General features: G+C 60.2%; 20 protein-coding genes, 2 tRNA genes and 4 pseudogenes. 16 read left to right on the top strand and 10 right to left on the bottom strand.

Annotated features, from left to right (window positions below; translation table 11 throughout):
- Window positions 1–55: 55 nt before the first annotated feature.
- The 7 genes and pseudogenes from OKW44_RS02955 (at window position 56) to OKW44_RS02925 (ending at window position 2,404) form a co-directional block, all read left to right on the top strand.
- Complete coding sequence (locus OKW44_RS02955) at window positions 56–301, top strand: hypothetical protein (protein ID WP_018420478.1); 246 nt, start codon at window positions 56–58, stop codon at window positions 299–301.
- A gap of 131 nt (window positions 302–432) precedes the next feature.
- Window positions 433–639 carry a hypothetical protein gene (locus OKW44_RS02950; RefSeq protein ID WP_162633954.1) on the top strand — a complete coding sequence of 69 codons (207 nt, stop codon included), beginning with the start codon at window positions 433–435 and terminating at the stop codon, window positions 637–639.
- Window positions 636–955 (top strand): annotated as a pseudogene (locus tag OKW44_RS02945) (winged helix-turn-helix domain-containing protein); the annotation flags it as partial. The gene OKW44_RS02950 and the pseudogene OKW44_RS02945, both read left to right, overlap by 4 nt.
- Window positions 956–1,311: 356 nt before the next feature.
- Window positions 1,312–1,386, top strand: a tRNA-Thr gene (locus OKW44_RS02940).
- A gap of 6 nt (window positions 1,387–1,392) precedes the next feature.
- Window positions 1,393–1,468 (top strand) — tRNA-Thr (locus OKW44_RS02935).
- Between the two features lie 403 nt (window positions 1,469–1,871).
- Window positions 1,872–2,069: a hypothetical protein gene (locus OKW44_RS02930; RefSeq protein WP_018420480.1), complete on the top strand. Its 198-nt coding sequence runs from the start codon at window positions 1,872–1,874 to the stop codon at window positions 2,067–2,069.
- Between the two features lie 113 nt (window positions 2,070–2,182).
- Entirely contained in the window at window positions 2,183–2,404 is a 222-nt protein-coding gene (locus OKW44_RS02925; protein ID WP_018420481.1) for a hypothetical protein, read from the top strand.
- An 80-nt stretch (window positions 2,405–2,484) separates the two neighbouring features.
- Here OKW44_RS02925 and OKW44_RS02920 read toward each other — a convergent pair whose 3' ends face one another.
- Window positions 2,485–2,742, bottom strand: coding sequence for a hypothetical protein (locus OKW44_RS02920; RefSeq protein ID WP_018420482.1), 258 nt, complete (start codon window positions 2,740–2,742; stop codon window positions 2,485–2,487).
- A gap of 713 nt (window positions 2,743–3,455) precedes the next feature.
- Between OKW44_RS02920 and OKW44_RS02915 the strand changes: the two genes are divergently transcribed.
- Window positions 3,456–4,700 carry a Crp/Fnr family transcriptional regulator gene (locus OKW44_RS02915; RefSeq protein WP_035470834.1) on the top strand — a complete coding sequence of 415 codons (1,245 nt, stop codon included), beginning with the start codon at window positions 3,456–3,458 and terminating at the stop codon, window positions 4,698–4,700.
- Window positions 4,701–4,769: 69 nt separating this feature from the next.
- Window positions 4,770–5,306 (top strand): annotated as a pseudogene (locus OKW44_RS02910) (motility protein A); the annotation flags it as partial.
- A gap of 550 nt (window positions 5,307–5,856) precedes the next feature.
- Here the strand turns inward: OKW44_RS02910 and OKW44_RS02905 are convergent.
- A pseudogene (locus tag OKW44_RS02905) lies at window positions 5,857–6,289 on the bottom strand (IS66 family transposase); the annotation flags it as partial.
- Window positions 6,290–6,404: 115 nt separating this feature from the next.
- On the opposite strand from OKW44_RS02905, the gene istA (OKW44_RS02900) reads away from it, so the two are divergent.
- From istA (OKW44_RS02900) to OKW44_RS02885, 4 genes are all read left to right on the top strand, one after another.
- Window positions 6,405–7,928: an IS21 family transposase gene (istA, locus tag OKW44_RS02900; RefSeq protein ID WP_026225797.1), complete on the top strand. Its 1,524-nt coding sequence runs from the start codon at window positions 6,405–6,407 to the stop codon at window positions 7,926–7,928.
- Window positions 7,921–8,721 (top strand): IS21-like element helper ATPase IstB, encoded by an 801-nt coding sequence (gene istB, locus OKW44_RS02895; protein WP_018420487.1) that lies wholly within the window; start codon window positions 7,921–7,923, stop codon window positions 8,719–8,721. Before istA (OKW44_RS02900) ends, istB (OKW44_RS02895) begins: the two co-directional genes overlap by 8 nt.
- Window positions 8,722–9,355: 634 nt before the next feature.
- Window positions 9,356–10,567, top strand: a complete 1,212-nt coding sequence (locus tag OKW44_RS02890; RefSeq protein WP_239499082.1) for an acyltransferase family protein — start codon at window positions 9,356–9,358, stop codon at window positions 10,565–10,567.
- A 69-nt stretch (window positions 10,568–10,636) separates the two neighbouring features.
- A protein-coding gene (locus tag OKW44_RS02885) for an IS6 family transposase (RefSeq protein WP_239499083.1) occupies window positions 10,637–11,357 on the top strand; the annotation gives its coding sequence in 2 pieces (ribosomal slippage) (window positions 10,637–11,182 and window positions 11,184–11,357; 720 coding nt in all).
- Window positions 11,358–11,791: 434 nt separating this feature from the next.
- On the opposite strand, the gene OKW44_RS02880 is transcribed toward OKW44_RS02885, so the two are convergent.
- Entirely contained in the window at window positions 11,792–12,655 is an 864-nt protein-coding gene (locus OKW44_RS02880; protein ID WP_018420489.1) for an IS110 family RNA-guided transposase, read from the bottom strand.
- 329 nt (window positions 12,656–12,984) lie between these two features.
- On the opposite strand from OKW44_RS02880, the gene OKW44_RS02875 reads away from it, so the two are divergent.
- The 3 genes and pseudogenes from OKW44_RS02875 (at window position 12,985) to istB (OKW44_RS02865) (ending at window position 16,677) form a co-directional block, all read left to right on the top strand.
- Entirely contained in the window at window positions 12,985–14,004 is a 1,020-nt protein-coding gene (locus OKW44_RS02875; protein ID WP_018420491.1) for an IS110 family RNA-guided transposase, read from the top strand.
- A 282-nt stretch (window positions 14,005–14,286) separates the two neighbouring features.
- Window positions 14,287–15,910, top strand: a pseudogene (gene istA / locus OKW44_RS02870) (IS21 family transposase).
- Complete coding sequence (gene istB / locus OKW44_RS02865; RefSeq protein ID WP_018420492.1) at window positions 15,907–16,677, top strand: IS21-like element helper ATPase IstB; 771 nt, start codon at window positions 15,907–15,909, stop codon at window positions 16,675–16,677. Before istA (OKW44_RS02870) ends, istB (OKW44_RS02865) begins: the two are co-directional and overlap by 4 nt.
- 430 nt (window positions 16,678–17,107) lie before the next feature.
- On the opposite strand, the gene OKW44_RS02860 is transcribed toward istB (OKW44_RS02865), so the two are convergent.
- The 7 genes from OKW44_RS02860 to OKW44_RS02830 form a co-directional block, all read right to left on the bottom strand.
- Window positions 17,108–18,157, bottom strand: coding sequence for a GntR family transcriptional regulator (locus OKW44_RS02860; RefSeq protein ID WP_018420493.1), 1,050 nt, complete (start codon window positions 18,155–18,157; stop codon window positions 17,108–17,110).
- A 21-nt stretch (window positions 18,158–18,178) separates the two neighbouring features.
- A complete protein-coding gene (locus OKW44_RS02855) occupies window positions 18,179–19,336 on the bottom strand; it encodes an ABC transporter substrate-binding protein (RefSeq protein WP_026225799.1) in 1,158 nt (385 codons plus the stop codon).
- Window positions 19,337–19,473: 137 nt separating this feature from the next.
- Window positions 19,474–20,631 (bottom strand): CobW family GTP-binding protein, encoded by a 1,158-nt coding sequence (locus tag OKW44_RS02850; protein WP_018420495.1) that lies wholly within the window; start codon window positions 20,629–20,631, stop codon window positions 19,474–19,476.
- A 43-nt stretch (window positions 20,632–20,674) separates the two neighbouring features.
- Window positions 20,675–20,992, bottom strand: coding sequence for a hypothetical protein (locus OKW44_RS02845; RefSeq protein WP_429409412.1), 318 nt, complete (start codon window positions 20,990–20,992; stop codon window positions 20,675–20,677).
- Window positions 20,993–21,003: 11 nt separating this feature from the next.
- Complete coding sequence (locus OKW44_RS02840; RefSeq protein WP_018420497.1) at window positions 21,004–22,038, bottom strand: NAD-dependent epimerase/dehydratase family protein; 1,035 nt, start codon at window positions 22,036–22,038, stop codon at window positions 21,004–21,006.
- Between the two features lie 322 nt (window positions 22,039–22,360).
- The gene (locus OKW44_RS02835) at window positions 22,361–23,587 is read right to left on the bottom strand and encodes an aspartate racemase/maleate isomerase family protein (RefSeq protein WP_018420499.1); all 1,227 of its coding nucleotides are present in this window, start codon (window positions 23,585–23,587) and stop codon (window positions 22,361–22,363) included.
- A gap of 245 nt (window positions 23,588–23,832) precedes the next feature.
- Window positions 23,833–24,609 (bottom strand): SDR family NAD(P)-dependent oxidoreductase, encoded by a 777-nt coding sequence (locus OKW44_RS02830; RefSeq protein WP_026225801.1) that lies wholly within the window; start codon window positions 24,607–24,609, stop codon window positions 23,833–23,835.
- Window positions 24,610–24,645 lie beyond the last annotated feature (36 nt).

Here is a 24,645-nt window from a genome sequence, read left to right as displayed (position 1 = left end):
GGCTTCCGGAAGAAAGCACGTCAGGTCAGAACACCCACCCATTACGAGCAAAATCATGTCCCCCCACTTGCTGGTCCCGCTAGGCCGCTGGAAGGTTCACGCCGAATCAACCAGCGAGCAGGCCACCATCCGCTTGTCCGGCCGTGCCCTGGCCGACTCTTCGACGCCGGCCCGCGAACACGGCTTTGTTCTGACACCGGCTCAGGCCCAGGAGCTGATTGCCGGCCTGAATCTGGCGCTGCTGGAGGTGGAACTGCAACGGACCGCCAACCTGGCGCGCGCTGCCGAGGGCGCAGGCTAGCCTGCCGTTATTGTTCCGGGACAAACATGTCAGAGGCAAAGAACCGCACGTCAAACGAGGTAAACATCGACGCTCCTTCGCTCGTACCGGTACACGTCTGGCGGGTTGACGCGACGAGCCGGCACGTCGCGATGCGCCTGTACGCAGAAGGATCATCGGACGCTTCTGTTGAGGCCGGCGAACACGCCTTTCGACTGGCACCGGAGCAGGCTCGCCAGATCATCCGCGATCTGAGCGCAGCAGTGCTTGCCCTGAACCTGAAGATGCTCGCTGAGAGTAACGACGCGAAAGACGTCGATACCCATCGACGCGAGGAAGCGGATTCCGGCACGTTATGACGCGCCCTGCCGACATCTACCTGCGCTTCCTGCAACTGACCGGGACATCACCTGGTCAGCGATCTTCCCTGCTGCCGCTCGACCCGCTGGAAGCACGTATTCGGGAGTTGGTGGCCCGCACCGTACAGGCCAACGAACGGCTATCGGTCAGGGATCTGATGGCGCAGAGCGAACTCGGTTCGCCTGCGACGCTGCACGGCCGCCTGAAATCGATGCGCAAAAAAGCTGGCTGCGGCTCGCGGATACCGAGGATCCGGCGGCGCAAGCAGATCGAACTGCCCGAGGCGCGTGGCGGTATTTCGACCGGCTGTCAGAGTATGAAGGCCTTGGACAATTGATACGCGGGCCAGTAACCGTCGACGACAGGTATTGCCTGCGGGCGGCACGGCGACACCGGCGACACTCACTTATGCGTTCTCCATGTCGCCGAAGGTCGCCATGTCGCCCGCACCCAAACGTAGGACCCCGTACCCGGCCGATATCGCGGGCTGGATCCGGCGCTGAAAAGAGTCCAGTCACAGTTCCATAAGCATAACTAATACCGTACAATCCGGCTCCTGTTGATAAAACCGATTCCCCGATAGCTCAGTCGGTAGAGCGCCGGACTGTTAATCCGTAGGTCCCTGGTTCGAGCCTCGTCTCCCGCTCCAGTGTAAAGGCATGAAAGTAAATGCCCATGTGGCTCAGTGGTAGAGCACTCCCTTGGTAAGGGAGAGGTCGGCAGTTCGATCCTGCCCATGGGCACCAGTTTTCGCCCCCTTAGCTCATTTGGTAGAGCACTTGACTTGTAATCATGAGGTGGTCTGTTCGAATCAGACAGGGGGCACCAGATTCTATGCGACGGGTCACGCGATGTTTGCGTGGCCCGTTTCGCTATCCGGCCGTGCCAATCTGGCGTTCCTACCGAAAGGGGATCGGTGGGTCGATGATTTCGAACGTCACATATCGCAGGTCGTTGGGCTCGCGCCAGCCAGTCGGCTTTTCAACGTGGTCATTGGAGTCAGCCTCATATTGACTCTGCGCATCTTGCCAGACGGGCCGCTGCGCCGATCACTCGTTCGCCAGCTCTTCGCAGTCGACTTCCGGGAGTTGTCCTTGATTCCTCACGGCTGGCCAGCCTCTGCGTCACAGTCATACTGCCGAAATAGTCAGTGACAGGAGTCACAGTTGTGGGCTGATTTCTTCCGCCAGCACGGATTAAGTTTTCGCGGAGCCTGCCGAAAACCATATTCATGGACACGCTAAAACCCACTGCCGCCGACGTTATCAATGCCGCTAGAGAAACGCTCGATGTCATCTGCAAAGTGCGCGGCATCAAGTTCGAAGACCTTGACGAGGCCATGGTCGACACGCTGCTTTTGAGCTCATTCAACGAGTACCTGGGAGGCGGTGTGCTTGCTGCCGATCCGTTGGGCCGGAAACGTTCGTAGCCGTCCGGCCGGCTAGCGGCCAGTTTTGTGATGCCGGTCACATTAAACATCTTCAACTCGAAGTAACTTGCCATGCTGCCCGATTTGGGAGTCACCACTGAAATGCACGTGGAATGGACCGTTTTTTTATGCGTCGCGTGAGCGCCATCGCGTATCTCGCTCGTTGTCGTCGTTCGTTGTTGGAAGAGGTAGAGAGCCAGTCGCGCGGCGACATCGAATTCGAATCGAAGCAAATCGATGTGATCACCCGCCTGTTGCTCGACGTGCGTTCGGGTCGGGTGCACAAGTTCGAGTTGACCCATCCAAGAGCCGTAGAGATTCACGTGACCGATTAGGGGACGGCGAGATCGGCGCCCCCGCCCAACACCGGATATGGCAACCGCAGGCGCCCTGCCTCAGTGGACGGCGGGCGCAATCACCTCGATGCCCCGCGAAAGCCGCGTGAGAACATCACGGCTGCCAAGTGACCACCGCGGTGTCGCCAACCTGCAAGACGCTTTTCCGCGAACATCTGAGTAGCCGCGACGGCTTTATCTTCCGTGACTTGAAGTTCTAAAAGCGCTTCGCGTGCTCGCGTGATTGCACTGATCCACACGTCAATTTCTCGGGGGTCGGTCTTCGGGCACTGAGCCTGCGCGACTTCCAATGCCTGTTGCGCGCGATCAAAGTCCATATCGGGGCACTCCTTGTGCGGTAGCTGTCGAGAGCAGTTCACAAGGCTGTAGCGTCACCTCGACTGGACTGCCTGGTCTGTTCGATAAGCCGCATGTCGGCGCCAGCTAGAACTCATCCTCCCCTTTTAGGTCTCAGGCCGCGACCACCCTCCAACTTTCCGGCTGACGTCACTGCCGTTCGGTCTTATGGGCAATTGCCAAGATTGAGAGGCTTCGCTTTCGATATGATTGCCGTCACAGCAATTGCCAAGCGGAATGGCAAAATTCCGTCTCTCGGCCGGCGCTTAGCACCTCGGTATGGCGCCGGTTTCACGTCGGGCTTCGGTCCGACGTCTTTTTACGCACCACCACGTTGCCTCGACAGAACGGGGAATCCGCAAAGCTCTTTCGTATCTCGAATCCATGTTGGTGCCGAACGAAACCATTCAAAGCAAGCATCGCGGGGATATGCGTCCGAAGCAGGAGCGACGGCAGCGCGCGGTTCCTTGCTCGCCGCTCAGTGCATCGCGCAAACCGTTGCCCCGCAAGATATGACGCGCCAGCACAGAATCCGTTGTCATTTTTTAGGGAGATCTCAATAGTAAGTATGATGATTGCATGCATTAAAGATGCGTTTCGCATGTCGTTACCAGTCAAATAAGGACCATCGGACATGCTCGAGCCTTCAGCAAGGGGCGCGCTGATCGAGGGCAACTGCTCGGGGGAAAGAATCTTGAATCACCAACGATCGCCATGGTCGCGCACCGCCGCTCCGGGCGAAGTCATCTATTCTGAAGGCTTCGCGGGCGACGCCGTCATCTATGTCATTGCAGATGGCAAAGTCGAGCTTTCGACCCAATGCGATGAAAAGAAAGTGATTCTCGCCACGCTAGGAAAGGGCGAGTTTTTCGGCGAAGCGGCCTTGTTGCCGTCCGAACCGCGAGCGCACACCGCGAAAGCACTGAGCTTCTGTCAATTGACCGTTATCGCAGCGCACGTAGTGGAAGAGGAGCTCGAGCGCGTATCGCCGCTGCTTCGCCATCTCGTACGCACGATGATCCGGCGCGTGAAGAAGAAGGATGATGTCCTCGCCACCAATACGCACGCTGATTTCCTCCCAGGTGTCGTTTCGTACGCGCATGTTCTCGCGTTGATGGCGCGAAGCGAGAACGCCGACAGGCTTGACGGCCGCATGCGCCGTCCTCAAGGCGAGGAGTTCTCAGTGCCGCTGCCCGACGTGATCAAGAAGTGCCATGCAATTGCCGGCCATTCCCGCCCGCATGTGATGGCCATGCTCAAGCGGATGGAGAAACTCAACCTCGTCACACTCGAACCGGGCCGGTCGGATCACCTGAGCAACACATCAGCGCGATATTCCACGCAGGACGGCGCGAGGAGCCGGCAACTGATCACGTTCGATCCGGTTCGGATCACGGAGCGCGCCCAGCAGGTGGCGGACCACGAACTCGACCTCTCCATCTGCAGCGAGCTGGAGCTGATCGAGCTGGACGATCTGGAAACCTTGATTGGCGTCGAGAAGAAGCTGATTCTCAACAAGCTGTCCCATGCGGAAATCGCGGAGGACATCTTCGCGTTCCGCAAGACCAAGGTGTTGAGTTACGTCGAGGAAAAAGGAATCAGCTATTTTTCGCGCCGCAATGCCCGTGGTCTTAGCGACCTTAAGTCGCTCGACGATCTGGAGTTTGTGGATGAAAGAGCGTTGTTCGAAGCGGTGAGCGCTTTCGATACGTATGACCTCGCGAAACTGCTTTTCGCGGTGACGGGCCAGCCGATTGCCGAGCGCCTGCTTTCGGTGATGACCGAGGCGAGAAAGAAAGAGGTGTCGTGGGTCATGCGTCGCGAAATCAAGATAGATCCGCTCGAGATTGCCGAGATCGAACAGCGATTCCTCGAGACCGTGCGAGCGATCAAATCTCCCGCGGCTACTACGGCGCCGCTTTCCAATCTGGATGCCTGACGCGCAGCGCGCGGGCAACAGGCTGTTTTTACTCCGGGTTCAAAGCCATTCGCGAGGACGTATGGATCTTTGACGCTATTTGGCGCGGTGTTTGGCGTGACGGGCGATCGTTGCCGGCTTTTCGCTCGAGGGTGGGCACTTCGCCTCCCTGTTTCAGGCGGAGGCATTCGTCATCGTACTGGGCGGCACCATCGGCGCCGTGATGATCCAGAACACCTGGGCGAGGTTTTATGACGGCGTCAAGCAACTGCGCCTTGCTTTTGTGAAGGCGCGGCAAGTCGACCGGGAAAGTCTGTCTGTTCCCGATCGAGTGGGGCCGATCAGGCGAAGCTAAACGGCATGCCGGTGTTCGAGTCGATAGAGACGGGCGGAATTAATCCGTTTGCCAAAAGAGGTCTGGAGCTTCTGGCAAACGGCGTGTCGACTGCTGTCCTCGAAGACGCCTTGCAAAGAGAACTGGATGCGTATGAGCGCAATCACATGGCGGCTGCGCGGATCTGGCAGCAGGCGGGCGGCTACGCGCGGACGTTCGGCATTCTGGGCGCTGTACTCGGCCTGATTCAGGTGACCGGGCATATGCCCGAGCCTGCGCAACTCGGGCACGGTAGCACTTCGCACTCAAGCGACATCTGCTGCGCGCTTCTCTCTATCGCAAGCACCTCGCTGCGCGATTTGACTCATGGCGCCTTTTCACTGGCATCGCCCCAAACTCCGTCTGCTGTCTTCGGAGCGACCCTTTCAACTGCCACCGCTTTGCCCAGGAATCGTCAACGTGACACCCATTAGCCGGCCCAAGTCAAGGCACGAATTCATCCATCGCCGGATTGCAGTGGCGATGGTATTTCCATCGGCACTGCAATCCGGCGATGCTTTTCCGTTGTCTGTCATGCTGCCTACGCAGCCTGATCACATCCGCTTTCTCTCAGCTGGTTGCGAACCGGGTCGCACCAGACACCCATCGGGATCAAGCATGCCGCAGGTCTGCAGCCGCCCTGGCGACTATTGCCGCCCCAGAGAAACGTTGGTGCCAGGCGACGTCCAATGGGTGTAAGCGCGCGATCTAGCACACCGAGCGCGCATCGACGCGCGAAGGCGAACGGGTATGCGAGAGCAAATCGATCGATAGAGGTTTTGCGAGGTGGCGACCGAATCAAGCTCAACGCGCTGCTGTTTCTGTGAGCTTCGCGTAGTTGAACGGTAAGAGGTCAGTCACGTCGGCATGCGGTTCGCGCTTCGGTAGTTCGGTGAGCACGTGCACAAGGTAGGCGTAGGGTTCGACGTTGCAGGCCCTGCAGGTCAGCATAAGACTGTAGATCATGGCGCTTGCCTTCGCGCCGGCAACCGTGTCACTGAACAGCCATGAATTTCTGCCGGTACAGAATGGACGGATGTCTCGCTCGATGACGTTATTGTCGATGGGGGCCAGCCCGTCGCTCACGTAGCGACACAGATACGTCCACTGGTTGCGCGTGTATGAGATCGCCTTGCCCAGCAGACTTTCTGGCAGGACTTGCGGCGCCTGGTCGTCCAGCCACTTTCTGAATGCTGTGCTGCTGACGCAGGCGATATGTGTAGTCAGCGCGTGTCTCTGTTTACGCCGACCGAAAATTCAGCCACATGTAGGGGTCGCGCCGACTGAAAATTGAGCCGGGCAATCAACCTATCCTGCTAGTTTTTCTGGCAGGGTGTTTGGGGATGATCCCGATGACGATGATTGGCAAGGTGCGGCGGATGTTCCACCGCCAGAACAAGTCGGTACGCGAGATAGCACGTCTCACAAGCCTGTCGCGCAACACAATTAGTAAATATCTGAACATGGATGTTCAGGAGGAGCCGAAGTATCAGCGGCGCTCCCAGCCGACCCGGTTGACGCCGTTTCATGAGGTGCTGGTGCAGGCGCTCAGTGTCGACGCACGGCGACCGAAGAAGGAACGCCGCACCGCCTGGATGCTGTTCCAGGAGATCAAGGCCGGCGGCTACGACGGCTGTTACTCGCGGGTGACCGATTTCATCCGGGCCTGGCGGCAAGGCGAAGGCAAGGCGGTTTCGAAATCGGCGTTTGTGCCGTTGCGATTCGAGCTGGGCGAGGCATTCCAGTTTGACTGGTCCGAGGAAGGTCTGGTTGTCGGCGGCATTTACCGCAAGCTGCAGGTGTCGCACATGAAGCTATGTGCGTCGCGGGCGTTCTGGCTGGTTGCCTATCCGAGCCAAGGGCACGAGATGCTGTTCGATGCCCATACGCGCTCGTTCGCGGCCTTCGGCGGGGTGGCCCGCCGGGGCATCTACGACAATATGAAAACGGCCGTAGACAAGGTTCACAAAGGCAAGGGTCGCACGGTCAATCCGCGTTTCGCAGTGATGTGTTCGCACTACCTGTTCGATCCGGACTTCTGCAACGTCGCCAGTGGCTGGGAGAAAGGCGTCGTCGAGAAGAACGTGCAGGACAGCCGTCTGCGCATCTGGATTGAGGCGCGTGCGCAGCGCTTCGGCAGTTTCGCTGATCTGAATGCATGGCTGGCGACACGATGCCGGTCGTTGTGGGATCAGGTGAAGCACCCGGACTATCGTGACCTGAGCGTCGCCGACGTGTTCGAGCAGGAGCGCGCCCATCTGATGCCGATGCCGATACCGTTTGACGGTTATGTTGAGCGTGCGGCACGCGTCTCGTCGACCTGCCTGGTGGTGATTGGCCGCAATCGCTACTCGGTGCCATGCGAATTCGCAGGCCAGATGCTCAGCACGCGGCTCTATCCGGGCCGTGTTGTGGTGGTGGGCGATGACGCCGTGGTGACCGCCCATGAGCGATTGGCCGACGAAGGATTGGTGCGATACGACTGGCAGCACTATATCCCGCTAATCCAGCGCAAGCCCGGGGCGCTGCGTAACGGTGCGCCGTTCCAGGACATGCCCGAGCCGCTGCAACGCCTGCGTCGGGCGTTACTACGTGAGCCAGGTGGTGACCGGGTAATGGCGAAGGTTCTGGCGCTGGTCCCGGAAAGCGGTCTGGATGCCATAGTGGTTGCAGTCGAGCTTGCATTGGAGCAGGCGCCGCCCTCCGGGCGCGTGAGCGTCGAGCATGTGGTGAACGTGCTGTCGCGCATGCGCAGCGTGCAGATGCCGCCGAAGATCGAAACTGCGCTACAACTGACGACACCGCCGCTGGCCGACACATCGCGCTACGATGGGCTGCGCCCGGCGCTGCAACAGCCGGAGGCCGGTCATGCGTGATCTGATCGTCGAACTCAAACACTTGCGGCTGCACGGCATGGCTGCCGGCTGGGCCGAACTGCTTGAACAGGGGAATGTCGAGGCGGCGTCTTCCCAATGGCTGCTCGAACGACTGTTGCAGGCCGAGGTCGCGGATCGGGCCGTGCGTTCGGTCAGCCACCAGATGAACGCGGCGAAGTTCCCGGTGCATCGCGACATCGCCGGCTTTGACTTCGATGGCTCGCCGGTCGATCGGCAGCTCGTCATTCAACTGGCCAGCATGACGTTCACCGAGGGCGCGCACAACCTGGTTCTGGTCGGGGGACCGGGCTCGGGCAAAACGCATCTGGCGACCGCCATCGGCGTGTCCGGCATCATGCACCACGGCAAGCGGGTGCGCTTCTACTCGACCGTGGATCTGGCCAACGCACTGGAGCAGGAGAAGGCGCAGGGACGCGCCGGGAGGATCGCGGCGAGCCTGCTGCGCCTCGACCTGGTCATTCTGGACGAACTCGGATATCTGCCCTTCAGCCAGGCCGGCGGGGCGTTGCTATTCCACCTGCTGAGTCGCCTGTACGAGCATACAAGCGTTGCGGTGACAACGAATCTGGACTTCGCCGAATGGTCCAGTGTGTTCGGCGACGCGAAGATGACCACGGCATTGCTGGACCGGCTGACGCATCACTGCCACATCGTGGAAACCGGCAACGAAAGCTACCGTTTCCGCCATAGCAGCGCCAGTGCAAAGAAGCGTATCCGCTCGCGTGAAGCGGTGCGCAGAGCCGACGGTGCGAGCGCGAACGAATCGGCCTGATCGTCGCTTGCCGCGCAGTGGAAGCCGCTACGGTGCCCTTCGCGGCTTCCACTGCGCAATGGGACCTCACACGAAGGAGGACAAGCACTCCCGAAACCCATACACTTATTCACAACCGGTCCTTCTTCAGACCGGTCTCCACCCCGGCTCAAAGCTCGATCGGCGCGGTGGCTCAAAATTCATTCGGCGCGGACATTCGATCTGACTGTCCGAACGAACGGGGCCACCTCTGAAACCCGAAGGGCGGGAGCCGTCCAACATCAGAGCCACTGTGAGATCCGTCACATCTGCGTGAAAAGCCGCGCGATATCATTGAGCCGAACCTAGGCTGCATGTTTGGGTTCAGTTTTTCGAGTTGCAAGCCTTGGAATTCCACGCAATAGCCTCTCGATGACTGTGTGTCTCGGGCCGTATCCCGTTTGCCTGCCCCTGTCGGGCGGGCCCGGTGTCAGAGTTCGCGAACCTCGTGGGATTTTTCGTTAGTGCGTCACTTTCATGCGGGCAACATGGCGGTGACCTGAGCGCCCATCCTGCTTCGCGGTTGCTATGCATGCGGTCCGCAGTTGCGGCCTTTCTCGTCGCGATGAACGACGTCCAGTCCTGCTCGGGAGTCGCAACAGTCCTGGCGCAATACATGATAAAGCTGGCAACGAAGGTGGCCCGCATCGCTTCACATTTTTCCCTCCACTGTATTCAGATGCCTGAAAACCATACTCCAGATCCGAACACAAAATTGGGCTTCATCCAGGCATTTCGTGGAATCGCCTCACTGATGGTTGTGCTTTACCACGGCAGCCGCTTCATTAGTCCCTATGGCACGGGCCTCGGCGATCTGCTGTTCGGCGCTGCTGGCTCGATGGGAGTGGTGCTGTTTTTCATTGTTAGCGGCTTCATCATGGTTCATACGACTGCCCGGTCCGGTGCCTCGCCGATGCGCGCGGCTGAATTCCTGGTCAAGCGCTTTTCCCGTGTCTGGCCGGTCTATGCGGTCGCGTCAGCCGCTTTTGTTCTGCTGGTATTGCACGGCCCCGAATTTCTTCGGAGTCCAGGCCATCTGCGGCAACTTTTTTGCACCCTGTTGTTCCTCCCCACCGGCGATGGCGTATCGCCGGATTTCGGCTTCCCGGTGCCTTCGGTTGGGTGGACGCTGAACTATGAAATGTATTTTTATGTGGTCTTCGGCCTGTCGATGCTGTTCGGACCGGCACGATGGATCGTGCTCGCGGTATGGCTGGGTGTGACATTGTTACTGGTCCCATACCTGCATGGCGGCGTCACGCTCGATACGTACACCGATTACGGGTTCAAACACGCGTACGTGAAGCTCATGACCTCCCCGATTGTCTGGCAGTTCGCTGCGGGCGTCGCGATCGGACTGATCTACCATTCACGTATCGCGATTCTCGACAGGACAACCTTGAAATGGTTGCTCTTCGCGTTCGTGTCATTCGTCGTCTGGCAATACATGTCCCGCTTTAGGCTCGGACACGGAATCACTGAATGGGGCTTGTCGCTGATCCCGATGATGCTGGTCTTCGTGCTCGCCAGCAAGCGGGTCACAATGGCCGTGCCAGGCGCACTGACTTACCTTGGCGACATATCGTTTTCTCTATATTTGTGGCACCCGTTGGTGCAAGAGGGACTGCCCGGTCCATTTGTCAGCAACGGATATGGCAATTTGACGACCGGTTTCCCCTTCCTGTTTTTGACGACCGCGATAGCCGTCGCCGTGGCGGGAGTCTCTCACAGGCTGCTTGAGCGTGGGCTCGCCGAGTATACAAAGAACATGTCGTTGCGCCGCCTGCGCACCCGCCGCAACGTTACAAGGGCTAGCTCTTTAACCTAGTCAAGGGGGTTGCGGTGCAATTCCGGTGCGTCGGTCTGTTACTCTTGAGTTTTTGACAACCACGGGCCAATGAGCAAGCTGAAAGATCTCGAACGGTTGTTCAACGGGCGTCATTTCGACCGCGAAGTCATCGTCCTTTGCGTGCGTTGGTATCTGCGCTACAAGCTCAGTCTGCGTGATCTTGTCGAGATGATGGCTGAGCGCGGCCTGTCCCTCGCCCACACTACGATCCTGCGTTGGGTGAAGCGCTACACGCCGGAGTTCGTCAAACGCTGGAATCGGTTGGCCACGACAGCCGGTCAGTCGTGGCGAGTCGACGAGACGTACGTGAAGATTCGCGGCAAATGGGCCTATCTCTACCGCGCCGTTGACCGAGCGGGAGAGACGATCGATTTTCGCCTCAGCGCGAGGCGCGACGTGGCGGCAGCAAAGGCGTTCTTCGCGAAGGCAATCAGAACTCAGGGACGCGCTCCTGAGACGATTACGCTGGACGGCTACGCGGCATCTCATCGGGCGGTCCGCGAGATGAGGACCGACGAGTCGCTACCCAGGCGAACGAAATTGCGATCCTCGAAGTACCTGAATAACCTCATTGAGCAGGATCACCGCCACATCAAAATCGCGGGTAAACGTGATGTTTGGGTTCAAGCGGTTCCACAGCGCCGCCGTTACCCTCTCCGGCATCGAACTGATGCATCGCATTCGCAAAGCCCAGTTCGATCTCACCAGCATGCACCTCAAAGATACCACTTCGCCCTCGATTTGGATGGCGGTTCTTTCAGCTCGTTGAGGTCTCCGAAACATGGGCGATTTCTCGCCCGCCTACCCAGTTTGCACCACAGCCCTTTAATCTACGTTGGGTTTCCACGCATGAGATTCGCTATTCGCGTGCTCCAAACTCGAAATCGACACGGTATTTTCGGACATGCGAAGCCCGCTTCGGGTCCGCGCTAGCTGCCCTCATAGATATCGCAGGACAGGCCCACCGTGCACGGGGCACCGTTTCTGGCTTTGCCGCTGCCGCTGCTTCCGCCGGGCTGGGGTCCGTATCCGAGGTCAGGGGCGCGGTCCATAGTCGTGGCCGGCTGGGCAGTTGTCATGGGCTGCTGGGCAGACGACGGGTCAGTTGTGCCCGACGGTTGCATTTGCTGCGAGTGGGCGGCGCCGGTCGCAGTGAGCAGGGATACTGCACTGACTACAGCTAAAAGTTGCACTTTCATCTCGTCACCTCTTTTTCGTCAACGGGTTGCGAATAGCACGACCCCGGAACAACAGGGGACTGGCATCCCCACGAGCGCGCGATGGTTGCACTAGACGCTTGGGTACTGTGCCAAGCCAGGCTGCCATCTGGCGACCGTTCTTGAACTGATGTACATCAGCAATCGTGGCCACCGTGGCCGATGCGGTAAGTGGGCCAACGCCGCACATATCCATGCAGCGCGCGGCGTGCTCGTCCTCGCGTGCGTGTGCTGCAATGAGGCGGTCAAACCAGGCTATCTCGAGATCGAGGGCATGCCAGTGCTGCCAGGCGCGCATTAATGCTTCTCGGGCAATACCGGGAAGCTCATTGCTGGCGTCTTCAACGTGCTGAAGAAAGAGAGAATGCAGCCGGTGGATGCCCTGCGGGATGAACACGCCGAATTCTGAGAGCAGGCCGCGGATGCGATTTACAAGGCCAGTTCGCTCCTCGACGTAGCCGCTGCGCAGGCGGTGCAGCACGAGCACGCCCTGCTGCGCGGGTGACCTGGGCGGCACAAACCGCATGTGGGGACGACTGGCCGCCTCGCATATCGCCTCGGCATCGAGGGCGTCATTTTTCATGCGAGCGCCGCCCTTGCGGTAACGCGCCACGAATTGTGGAGGAATCAGGCGTACCTCATGCCCGAGTTCACGCAGCCGCCGCGCCCAGTAATGGGCGCCACTACATGCTTCCCTGGCGACGAGGCACGGCGGGACGTTGACGAACCAGTTGAGGAAGTTTGCGCGCGTGACGGCCTTGCGGACCACAACGCGGCCCATATGATCGACAGCATGGATTCGCATCACGTTTTTGGAAAGATCTACACCGATGCGGGCAATGGCGTTCATGACTTTCTCCGTACGACGATGGTGGCATGTCAGCCCATGATGGCACGGGATCATGCCATCAGCGGCAGGCGACGCTCCTTACCAATTCGGGTTTGGTCACTTCAAACTCCCCCATCTGACGACCGTCGGCTGAGCAACTGAGCTGGCGGGAGAGGTGTTGCAGGACGTCCATCTTCGTCTCCTTCGAACAAGAAGGAGCTCAGGGAGTGAATTGAAATGAACGCGCCCCACCTGTAAACGCCAGCAAGGATCGTGGATCCCACAGACGAACGACATCGATGCACGAAGGTGCAAAATGCACGAATTCCCGATAACCGGAGGATCCAGAGATGAACTCTACGGCGGTGGGCGTTGATATTGCGAAGACGGTGTTTCAGGTGCACTACATCGACCAGGAAACTGGCGAGATCGTGAACAAACAGATCAAGCGGGCAAAGTTTCTCGAGTTCTTCGCGAACCGGGCTCCCTGTCTCGTCGGTATGGAAGCGTGTGGCGGGGCGCACCACTGGGCTCGGCAGCTCACGAAGATGGGCCATCAGGTGAAGCTGATGCCTGCCGAATTCGTCAAGGCCTTCAACATTCGCAACAAAAACGATGCGGCAGATGCGCAGGCGATCTGGCGGGCGGTGCAACAGCCCAGCAAACCGGTGGCGGTCAAAACAGAAATGCAGCAGGCTGTGCTGGCGCTGCACCGGATGCGCGAGCAGCTGGTGAAGTTTCGTACGATGCAGATCAACGCATTGCGCGGTCTGCTGACTGAATACGGCGAGGTGATGGGTAAAGGACGGACTGCGCTGGATAAGGCGATTCCTGAAGTGCTCGCCAGGGTGGCCGAACGGCTGCCGGCCGTGCTCATCGACACGATGCGCGAACAGTGGAACGGCCTGACGGCACTGGATGAGCAGATTGCCGGGATCGAACGGCGCATGCGCGAGTGGAAGAAGGATGATCCGGCTGTCAAGGCGATCAGCGAGATTCCCGGCGTTGGACTGCTGACGGCGACGGCGGCAGTCGCAATGATGGGTGATCCCAAGGCCTTCCGGTCAGGCCGAGAGTTTGCCGCATGGGCTGGACTCGTGCCGCGGCAGACGGGCTCGGGCGGCAAGATAAACCTGCATGGCATCAGCAAGATGGGCGACACCTATCTGCGCAAGTTGCTGATTCACGGCGCCCGCAGCGTGCTCACTCATGCGAAGGAAACAGGGCCGTGGATCGACCAGATCAGCAAACGCCGACCGCCGAATGTGGTGACCGTTGCGCTAGCCAACAAGATGGCACGCACGATCTGGGCGTTACTGGCCCATAACAGGCCTTACCAGAAAGACCACTTGAGCGTGAAGCCGGCGTAAGCCACTGCTGTCATGCAGAAAATCAACGTTCAATGCAGTACGAGCTTCGAAGGTTGCGCAGGCAATCGTATGTGATGACACACAGGTAGGACCGTGACCCGCCAAGCCTGAAAGACGTGAAGAGCCTTGAGCTCGCGGAGTGAATGAGGCGCGGGTCAGCGGATTTCATAGTGGGCCGCAGCGTAGCAGCTGCAATAAGCCCGGATATAGAGCTGCAACCGACCCTGTCATGTCAGAACACACGAGCGCTTGCTCAAACGGGGCGCGTTCATATAGAACGTCTTGAAGCCGCACCTGCAAAGCACCGTATTTACACTACTCGAACGTAACAAGAGCCAGCGCCAGATCCAGCGGCTCACGGGCATCGACCGGAAGACGATCCGTCGTTATCAGGCGATCTTCGAGGCGGAGAAGCTCGCGTCAGCAAACTCCCCCATGGTGACCGCCGGCTCCGAAACGGCCGTCACGCAAAGTCCCCCACCACCGCGACCACCGGCACCTGAACTGACGCTTCCAGCAAGGCCGCGACGTTCAATTTCGCCCGCTCGGCAAGCGAACCGCATCGCGAATGGATCGAACAGCAGGTCCGCCTGAAGCGAAACGCCCAGGCGATCTATCAGGATCTGGTGGACCAGTTCGGCTTCACCGCGAGCTACGAGAGCGTCAAGCGTTTCGTGCGCGCACTGCGCCACATCGATCCCGAACAGTTCGACCGTCTCGAGTTCGCCCCCGGTGAGGAGGCCCAGGTCGACTATGGCGAAGGCGCACTGACCCGCGATCCCAAGACTGCCGGTACCGGCGTCCGCGACTGTTCGTCATGACGCTGCGGTATTCCAGGCGCAGCTTCCGGCGCGTAGTCTGGAAGTCCAGCAAGGAGGTCTGGGCCCGGCTTCACGAAGAAGCCTTCCGCTACTTCGGTGGCGCCGTCAGCTACGTCGTGCTCGACAACCTCCGGGAAGGCGTCATCACTCCAGACCTGTACGAACCCGAGATCAACCGGCTGTACGGCGCGATGCTCGAACATTACTGCGCCATCGCCGATCCTGCCCGAGTGCGCGACCCGAATCGAAAGGGGACCGTCGAGAACGCGATTCAACATACGCAGGGCACTGCGCTCACCGATCGGCGTTTCGAATCACTTGAAGCCCAGAACGACTTCCTGATGCACTGGGAAGCGAACTGGGCCGCCAAACGTATCCACGGCAGTGCCCGGCGGCAGGTCGAAGCCATGTTCCAGGAGGAGAAACCGCATCTGCGGCCGCTGCCGGTCACCGGCTTTCGCTACTTCACGGAGGTGGTGCGTACTGTCTGGGACGATACTACCGTCAACGTCGAGCGCAGCAACTATGCGGCCCGACCCGCGCCCATCGGCAGTCTCGTTTCGGTACGCGTCTACGACACCACGATCGAGATTCGCGAGCGCCGTACGCAGGCGTTGCTGCGCACCCACCCGCGCGCCGTCAACGCCGGTTCGCTTGAGTTGCCCGACAATGAACGCCCGTTCAACCCGTCCCGCCAGAGCGCCTTCTTACTCGCGAGCGCCGGCGACGTCGGGCCACAAACGAAGGCGCTGTGCCAGCACATGTTCGACAGCGAAGGGCGCGTCGGCCATCGCGCCATGTGGGGGATCGTCGGTCTGGCGAAGAAGTATCCCGCCCGGCTTGTGGAACAGGCCTGCGATCACGCCTTGCGCAACCACGTCTACCGCTACAAACAGGTGCGTGCGATCGTCGAACGGCTGTTCGAGCAGGCGCTCGAGCGCCTCGATCAAGCGCCACAGCTCGCCTTGCCGCTGACCCAGGATCACCCGCTGATCCGTCCTGCTACCGAATATGGCGAACTCCTTAGCCTCGGCGCCCAGCACGGTGCCGAACCTCAACCTCCGACTGGAGAGACACCAGCATGACCATGACGTTACCGGAAATCGAACGGGCTCTCGGACAGCTTCGCCTGTCCGGCGTGCGCGATACGCTCGAAACGCGCGTGCTGCAGGCCCAAGGCTCCCAGCAGCCGTTCCTTGAAACCTTCGCACTGATCCTGCAGGACGAACTGGATCGCCGCCAGTCCAGGCTCATCGATCGCCGCTACAAGCTGTCCGGCCTCGAAGAGAAACTCACGCTCGCCGAACTCGATTGGGCCTTCAATCCAAAACTGCCCCGTCAGGCCTGCTTCCAGCTCCACGCGCTAAAGTTCATTGCCGCCGGCGACAACGCGCTGATCATCGGCAAACCTGGCACCGGGAAATCGCACGTTGCGAAGGCCGTCGCCTACCAGGCCGTCCTGCAAGGCCACAAGGTTCAGTATCTTGAGACCGACGACTTCTTTAACCGGTACGCGCTGAGCCCGACTGCCCAGCGCGAGGCCCGGCTGCGCGCCATCCTCGACAGCGATCTGCTCGTGCTGGACGACCTGTTTCTGTCGCGCACGATCCCCAACGACGCCGGCGCGCTGCTGCAAAACCTGATCCATCAGCGCTACAAACTGCATCGCAGCGTGGTCGTCACATCGAACCGCGTTGTACAGGATTGGGGCACATACCTTGGCGACAACACGATGAGCACCACGATCCTCGACCGACTCATGCATCACTGCCACCTGCTTGAGTTCGATGGTCGCAGCTATCGCCTCAAAGAGGCCGCCGAAACGCTTGCACGCAAAACAAAAAGCAGCTAAATAACCCCTTGGCCCTGCTTCACAGGGTGGGGGATTTTACGCGACCACAAGCGGGGGAGTTTCAACTGACCGTTCGGGGGCTGATGACTGACGCCGGGAATCGATGGCCATGGTAGAGCGATTTCGTCTTCTTCATCACGTCATCTTAGCTGACCAGCGCGCGAACGTGACAACGCCTCCGGGGGGGCGGCGCCGCTCGAATGTCCGTCCTCGAGGGGACGCTTGCGAAATTTAGCTGCCATCTATGGCTCAGAGACGCTGTACCAGCCGTTGTGCGCCACCGCTGGGAAGGTATCTTGACGTGGCGCCCGCTCCATTAGACGGAAGCGGAAGTTCTCACCGAGCTTGCGGCCACCGGCAGTCGTAACAAGCGGATCTTGAAAATGTTGCGCGTCAGACGCAGCTCGGAGAAACGTGATGCACCCGTCAATCACGCGATCCGTTGCATGTACTTCGGCAAATCGGGTTCGGGCAGCACTGCCAGCACCTTCAAACGCTTCAGCGTGCGTTCTTGCGCGGCATGCAGATGCGCGCCTAGCGCTTCGGTTGCCGCGTCGACATCGCCATCGAGCAGGTGCCGCAATACCGCTCGATGTTCCGTTAGCGTCGCCACGTCGGGATGCAGATTAAAGGCGTTATGGAACGCATGATTCACCGTCAGCGGCATGTGCGCATGCCCGATCATGCGTAGCAGCTTCTTGTTGTGCGCATGGTGCAGGCAGTCGACGTGCAGTGTGCTCTCAAGCCGCTGCAAGCCATCCGCATCGATCGAATCGGGGTCGCGGATCGCAGCTTCGATTTCGGCATACGCATCGGTGAGCACATCTTGCGTGAGCAAAGGCTGACTGGCGCGAAGCGCGGCCGGCTCCAGCAACATCCGCAGTTCATAGTCCTGCGCTACCGCACGCGCGGTCAGCGGACCAGCAAGCCAGTGCGAGTAAGCGGACTTCTCGATCAGTCCGAGATCGCGAAGTCGGTTCAGCGCTTCACGTACCGTACTGCGACTCACGCCGAATGCTTCTGCCGCGACGCTCTCGTCGATGCGGAAATGACCGAACGCGATCCCGATCGAGACCGCCGCTTCGAGCGAGTGATAGATTCGCTCGCTGTTCGACGGCAGCGCTAGCGCAACCGGCGCCTCGTCCAAGCCGAGTGTCGCTTCGGACAACGGCGCGCGTAGCGGTTCTGCCACGCTGCCGTCGGGATGTGCGACCAGGTAGCCGCGCCCTTCGAACGTGTGCAGCAGCCCACCGGCATGCAGCATCTCAAACGCCTTGCGCACCGGCACGCGGCTCGTGCCGAAGATCCGTGCGACCGGCGCCTCGACCAACACCAGTCCAGGAGCCACGCGTCCGAGCGCGATCGCCTTCTTCAAGTGGTCGTGGATCAGGCGATAGCGTAGTCGGATGTCCGCATCGCCCGATGCTTCCGCATGCGTACAGGGCGGAAGCGAAACCGGAGTGCGTGTGCGTCTTGTCATCTTCAGGTGTTCTGTGCGTCGTCAGGCTTGCTTGAATTCATTCCAGCGACGCACCAGGTAATTGTGCTCGTCCATCACGGAGTTCCACACCGCGATGCGGCCCATGCGCGACACATAGTTGCCGCCATCGCGTTGCTGACCCGCGGCGATCAGGTGCTTGCTGGTCGGGCCCGGCAGTTCCGACTCAGCGGGCTTGCCATCGTACCAGTAAGCCCATTCCGCAGCCTCGAGATAGCCGCGCGAGCGCTCGGAGTTGGAGATATAGAAGCCCTGTCGCGCCATGGCAGCGCCAGCCCAGCCGTCGAGCCACCAGTTGAGGTAATCATACGCGGCATCGAGTACGCGTCCCTGCGCGACACGCGACAGCGACATCCCTCCGAACCATGCGCGGTAGCCCTCTTTGGGACTGGCCAGCCGGAAGTGCAGACCGGCGCGCTGCAGTTCGACGGCCGCGGGCGACCAGACGCTTTGGATCGCGACCTTGTTGGTAATCATCAATTGCGCAGCGTCTGCAAAAGTCGACCAAAAACCGGCAAAGTGGCCACGCCGCTTGAAGCCGATCAGCGTCGAGATCAGCGCGTCGATCTCTTCGATCGTCAGGTTGCCAATGTCCGCGAACTGCATGAGACCGCTGGCCTCCACAGCGAGCGCGGCATCGATTGCCCCGATCGCTGCGTCCGCCTGCAACGCGACGCGGCCGACCAGTTCTGGCGCAAGCAGCCACGCCCAGCTTTCCGGCGTTGCCGCCAGTGCCGGCGGCAACGCATCCTGGAGATATACGAAGCTGTCAGCGTTGTGCGTCAGCGGTAGCATGCTGATGCGCTCGGATGCCTTGCGGGCAAGCGAGCCGTCAGGCTGTACGTAAAGGCGGTCAACCGGAACGCTGCCGGCGCTTGCGCACTTATGCCGTGCGAGGCTGTTCGCACGTGGCAGCGAATTGACTTCTTGCCAGCGCCTGATTCGTGCGAGTTCGATCGGCTGAAGCGCCCGCGCGGGCCACAGGTAATCGATGCTGTGAAACCACTGGTCGTAGATTTCGTAGCTCTCGGGGTGCATCACGCCTGCACGCTGCACCGCCGAGCTGTCGTCGATGATGAAGCGCAGCCGGATCCCAAGATCTTTCTCGGCGTGCTTGCGGATGTGTTCCTGCAGCGTGGAAGTGGTGCCCAGTACACGCAGTTCGACCTTGCCACGGTGAACCGCGGGTGCGTGGGCCGGTCGGGACGATTCGCCTGGTATGTCGTCTGGCAACAGTGGGGGCGAATGAGGTGTCGGCGGATCGGGCTTGCGACGGGAGGGTTTAGCGCGCACTGTGTTCAATGATGAGGTTCTTCGAGGCGTTGACGGAACCACGCATATGACGCTTCGACGCTCTCGCGTGCGAGCCCCTCCGTGATAAAGACGAGTTTCGACCTCCTCTGGGTATCGGGCCACGCGTCAAGATGCAGCACCGGATGGACCAGGTGCTGTACCGCGTGCAGCACCGCCGGCTGAGCGCAGCCCGCGATCGACAGCAGGCCTTTGACGCGCAAGATCTTATCACCGTGACGGTTCAGCAGCATAGTGAACCAGATCGTGAACACCTGCCAGTCAATCGGCTCGTTGATCTGCATGCAGAACGACACGATGTCCTGTGGCGCCGGTCGATCGGGCACAGCAAGCGACGGAATAGCGCGGCGGTGCGCGAGAGACGAGGGATCATCGCTCGACCAAGCGCGGTAGCTGCCTTCGTCGCGCGCGTCGTAGCATTCGGTGGAGCGTTCCGCGGACGCGGCCGAAACGAAGCCCGGAAATGCCGCCCCCCTCCGCAGCGCCCGCTGCCCGCTGCCGAGCCGACGCATCAGGTCGGTCGAGCTAGCGGGAGCGAAAAGTCTATCGACCGTGTCCGCCGCGCTTGCGCGTACCACCACTTCCGCCACCGGGTTCAGCGCCGCGAGCGTGCGGGCCAGCGCGGCAATGTCTGTAGGGTCGACGAGGTCCGACTTGCTGATCAGGAGCCGGTCGGCAGCGCTCACCTGCGCAAGCCATTCCGGATGACGTGCGCGCTGCTGCGCGGCGTTGAGCGCGTCGACCACGGTCACAGTCGCATTCAACGCATAGTGACTGCGGATCACCGGATCGGCGAGCAATGTCGCGACGATCGGCGCCGGTGTCGCGAGGCCTGTGGTTTCTAGTACTACTCGGGAGAACGGCGGCAGGTCACCGCGCGCGCGTTGCGAAAACAGCGTCGCCAGGGCCTCCTTGAGCTCACCGCGAATCGAGCAGCAGACACAGCCGTTATCGAGCAGCACAGTGCGTGCATCGACCTCACCGACCAGCAGATGATCGAGTCCCACTTCGCCGAACTCGTTGATTAGGACGGCCGTGTCTTTTGCCGCGTCGCCGTGAAGCACGTCGGCCAGCAACGTCGACTTTCCGCTGCCAAGAAAACCGGTGACGAGTGTGACCGGCAGGACGTCGTAACCTAAGCTCATGATGTGGATTGCTCGTCCGTGAAACGGTGGAGGGTGGTGGCGTCTACTCGGTCGCCGAGGGTGGCGATGAGGGTGGCGTTGCTTCGTCCGCGGCGAAAAGGGTGAGCGGATCGAGCGGCCTTGCCAGCATCTGCTCGGCAACGCGCCAGACCTGCGCGAAATCGCCGACGAGTTCGCTTGTGCCCGTCGGGGACGACAGGACGAACGACTGTCCATGAAAATCGTCGAGCCTGAGCCGGTACAAGGCGAGCACGCGGTTCGCCAAGGCCACATGGATGAGGCGCTGGCGTCGCGTGTTCGCCCCTGTGCCCGGCGGGATCGTGTTAGACCAGTGATTGCCGCCGCCTAGAAGCCCGCACATTCCACACATGCTCACTCTCCGTCTGGTGCTGGCTTGCCTTGCGCCAACGACGCTCCGTCTGGCCTGCCAAACGATGGAAACCGGGCGCGCCAATTAAAAAAATCTTCGAACGCGTTGTCTAACATGAATTTGGGTTGGTAACCGGTGTCCCGTTTGAGGCGCTCGATGCTCATTGGGGCACGCGGAGTTGATGCACTCCGTCCGACCGTGCACCGTTCCAGCGCTTCGGCGAATTCATAGCGGAACGCCGGAAAGCGCTGCTTGAGATGTTGACACCATCCCGCCAGCGACCAGCGTATGCCGGCCGACAAATGGTAAATCGGCTCCGGCGTATCGTGCCGGTCGAGCAGTGCAACAATGCCGCTTGTGACGTCGGTCGCGTACACCCAGTCATCGCCCGCGCCTTTATGAACGACTGCTGAACCACCCGCCTCGGCGATATTAAATAACTGCAGCGGCAGGCTGAGCGTGTCACGTATCCCGGTGTCGTATTCCCATCTGCCGAACACAACGCCTAGCCGCGCCACCGCAAGATTGAGGCCGCGGCTGCTGCGGTAGCGCAGCGCGGTGCGTTCAGCCGCGTATTTGCTGATGCCGTACATGGTAAGAGGAACAGCCGGACTGGTTTGCTCATCCAGCATCGCACTGGCGGTGCCGGCCGCGCCGAAGATCGAACCGGTCCCGAGCTGAACGACGCGGCTTACGCGGTGGCGCAACGCCGCTTCCAGAAGTTCGACCGTACCCAGCAGGTTCACGGTAAAGATGTCGCGTGCGGCGCGCTTCTCGCGCGCCAGATCCGCGGTAATGGCCGCGCCGTGGACGACGCGGTCGATCGCATGCGAACCGAACACCGTATCGAGATCGGCTGCCACCGATACGTCGCCGCGGGCCAACGATAGCTGGCCAGGATGACGCTCGAGGGATGTGACCGCTGTGGGTGGCGGCGCGTCGGGACCAAACAAAATAACGTCTGCGCCCCGCGCCAGCAAGTTCTCCGCCACATTCAGACCGACAAATCCGGCGCCGCCGGTAATTAAAACCGCCATTTCAGCGTCCTTAAACTAAAGTGTGGCTCAACCCGAAACAGGCTGACACGACGCATGGAAATTGCTGCCAAAACCGCCCTTTTTGCGCGTCCGTCATAACGACGTGGTTGCCCCTTGTTCCAGGAGTATGTCGGACTTGAAGCCCATGAATAGTTTGTTAAAGCTGCGAAGGCCTCTGTTTGCAATAAGACGGGCGACCCGCGCGATGGCCTTGTTCGGAAGACAATGAGCCAGATTGTTGCTGCGCAACTGCCCATTGGGAAAGGGCTGCGCTAGATACTGCATTTTTCGCAAGCCAGTGACCATTGACTTCGTTTCGCGATCATTGCCTGACCTGACCCGCCCATCCATGTTCCTCCAATATACGGCTGACTTGCGCCGCTGCGCTTCGCAACGTGGCAATTTCACCTTCGCTCCAGACGCGCGTGCTAGGCACGTAGTGGAGCGATACGAATCCGATCAGCTCGTCCCCCGACATCAAGGGTGCAAGCATCTGCGCCTTGACGCCGTACACGGCAGTCAACGCTTTCGGAGGCTTCACCGCGTGGTTCGCGCAATCGCTCTGGATCAGCAAATCGCGATTCGCTTCCAACCACTTCACCGTCGGTAGACTTCTTTGATTCATCGAAGAATTCAGTTTCAACGGGACGATGCCCGGCGCCATCGCTTCGGCGCACACCGTATCCATGTGGCAGTTGTGAGCGGGAATATCGATACGCACGGTGGTCCGGCTCGCACCGGTCGCCTGCAACAGCGTGGCCATCGTCTGCTCAAGTGCGGTGAGCACCGGATTGTCCCGCAGAAGCTTGCCCCAGCCGTGTAACGGCACACGGATGCCGGTCATTTGCAACGCCTTCCACAGCGTCACCCCGATGCTGTCGAAGATCGGCTTCCCCAATTCCGCTTCCATTTCGTCGACAACGATGGTCGCCGGCAAATTGTTGCCGACGACGACGATGCTCTCGGCCTGCGGCGAATCCGCCTCACGCAGCAATTGTTTAATCCGCTCGAACGGCACATGGGCGATGCGAGTGTTTTCGGTTTCATCGAGGCGGGCGGACTTCACCGCGGTCAATCCCTCAGCCCCGTAGGCGTCGATGATGTTGCGGGTGGGTGCCTCGGCATACGGAACCGCCAGTCCGAAATGCCTGATACCGTAGTGCTTCAAGACCTCGATCTGCGCCAGCGACGCGGTCGAAGCCGGTACGCCCGTCACCCGGCCGATTTCCTCGCACAGTGTCAGATCGGCCCCGAGTCCGTTGCCGGTCCAGCTGCCCGAGGTGCCGCCCCAGAGTATCGCGTCCAGGCCGCCATCCTTCAGTAGCGTCCCCGCATCCAACATTCTCTGCGTTTGAAACTGATCGACGTCCCGGGTGTCGAGCGTTAGCGTCTTCACCGGCACCCGGCTGAAATGAGTCGAGACCCGGTCGCTGATCGGATGCGTCATTTGCGTCGTCAACGGCTCCAGTGCGGTATTCGACGACGGCGTGATGAAACCCACCTTTTTCAAGTCTTTGAAGCTTTCCAATTTTTTCAACCTGTTCGTCATCTTCCACTCCTTTGGCATGTTGCCAGCGACTCAATGTCATGAGATCAGGCCGCACGCTGGTCCGCACAAATACGCGCGATCAGTGCGATGTAGACGGTGCTCAATGCGAGTGCATGCGACACGATCTATGCCGCCGGCCAGACCGCATCGGACTATGAGACTGGCGCGCCGCCGGAAGTGCGCACCGATCCGGCATTCTCCTACGGTCGTCATACCGCTTCCGATGGCCGTTCTTGTGAATGATTTCAGGTGGCGTTGTAGCCGCCATCTACCAGCAGATCGGCACCGGTCATGAAACTCGATGCATCGCTCGCGAGGAAAACCGCAGCGCTGGCAATTTCATCGGGTCGCCCGAGGCGGTTCAGCAGATGTTCGGGCGCCAACTCTTGACGCGCCTGCTGCATCGACCCGAACCGGAACACCAGTCTGTCCGTTTCGATGGCACCGGGCGAAAGCGTATTGACGCGGATGCCCTGCGCGGCGTGATCGGCAGCCATCGCGCGCGCCATGTTGAGCAATGCCCCTTTTACAGCGCAATACACCACCCGGCCCGCACGGCCAACCCCGCCCAACTGCGATGCAATGTGAATCACCGATCCGCCGCCGCTTTTGATCATGTGCGGAATCGCCGCCCTGCTGGCCAGGAAGCAGCCGGTCAGATCGACCGCCAATACCTGATTCCACTCCGCCAGGCTGTAGTCGAGTACCGTGCCGCTCGGGTCCGACGTGGCCGCGCAGTTGACCAGGACGTGCACGCCGCCAAATGCGGCATGCACCGCATCGATCGCCGAGCCGACCTCGTCCTCTTTGGTCACATCTACTCTGAAAGGGCGTGCCTGGCCGCCCGCCTCGGTGATTTGGAGAGCCGTGGTAACCGCGTTCGACTTATGAAAATCAAGGCACCCGACCGCGGCGCCCGCTTGCGCGTAAGCCTTGCTGATGGCGCGGCCGATTTCGCCGCCGGCACCAACCACAATCGCCACCTTACCCTTCAAGGAGTATCTATTCAAAATTGATGCCATGTATATTCCTTTACTTGTTCGGAAGGTTAGTCTTAC

It is taken from the genome of Paraburkholderia lebeckiae (genome assembly GCF_050436325.1).
GTDB lineage: Bacteria > Pseudomonadota > Gammaproteobacteria > Burkholderiales > Burkholderiaceae > Paraburkholderia > Paraburkholderia tuberum.
The sequence above is the reverse complement of the archived record's forward strand: the minus strand, read 5'-3'. Positions and strand labels throughout refer to the sequence as shown.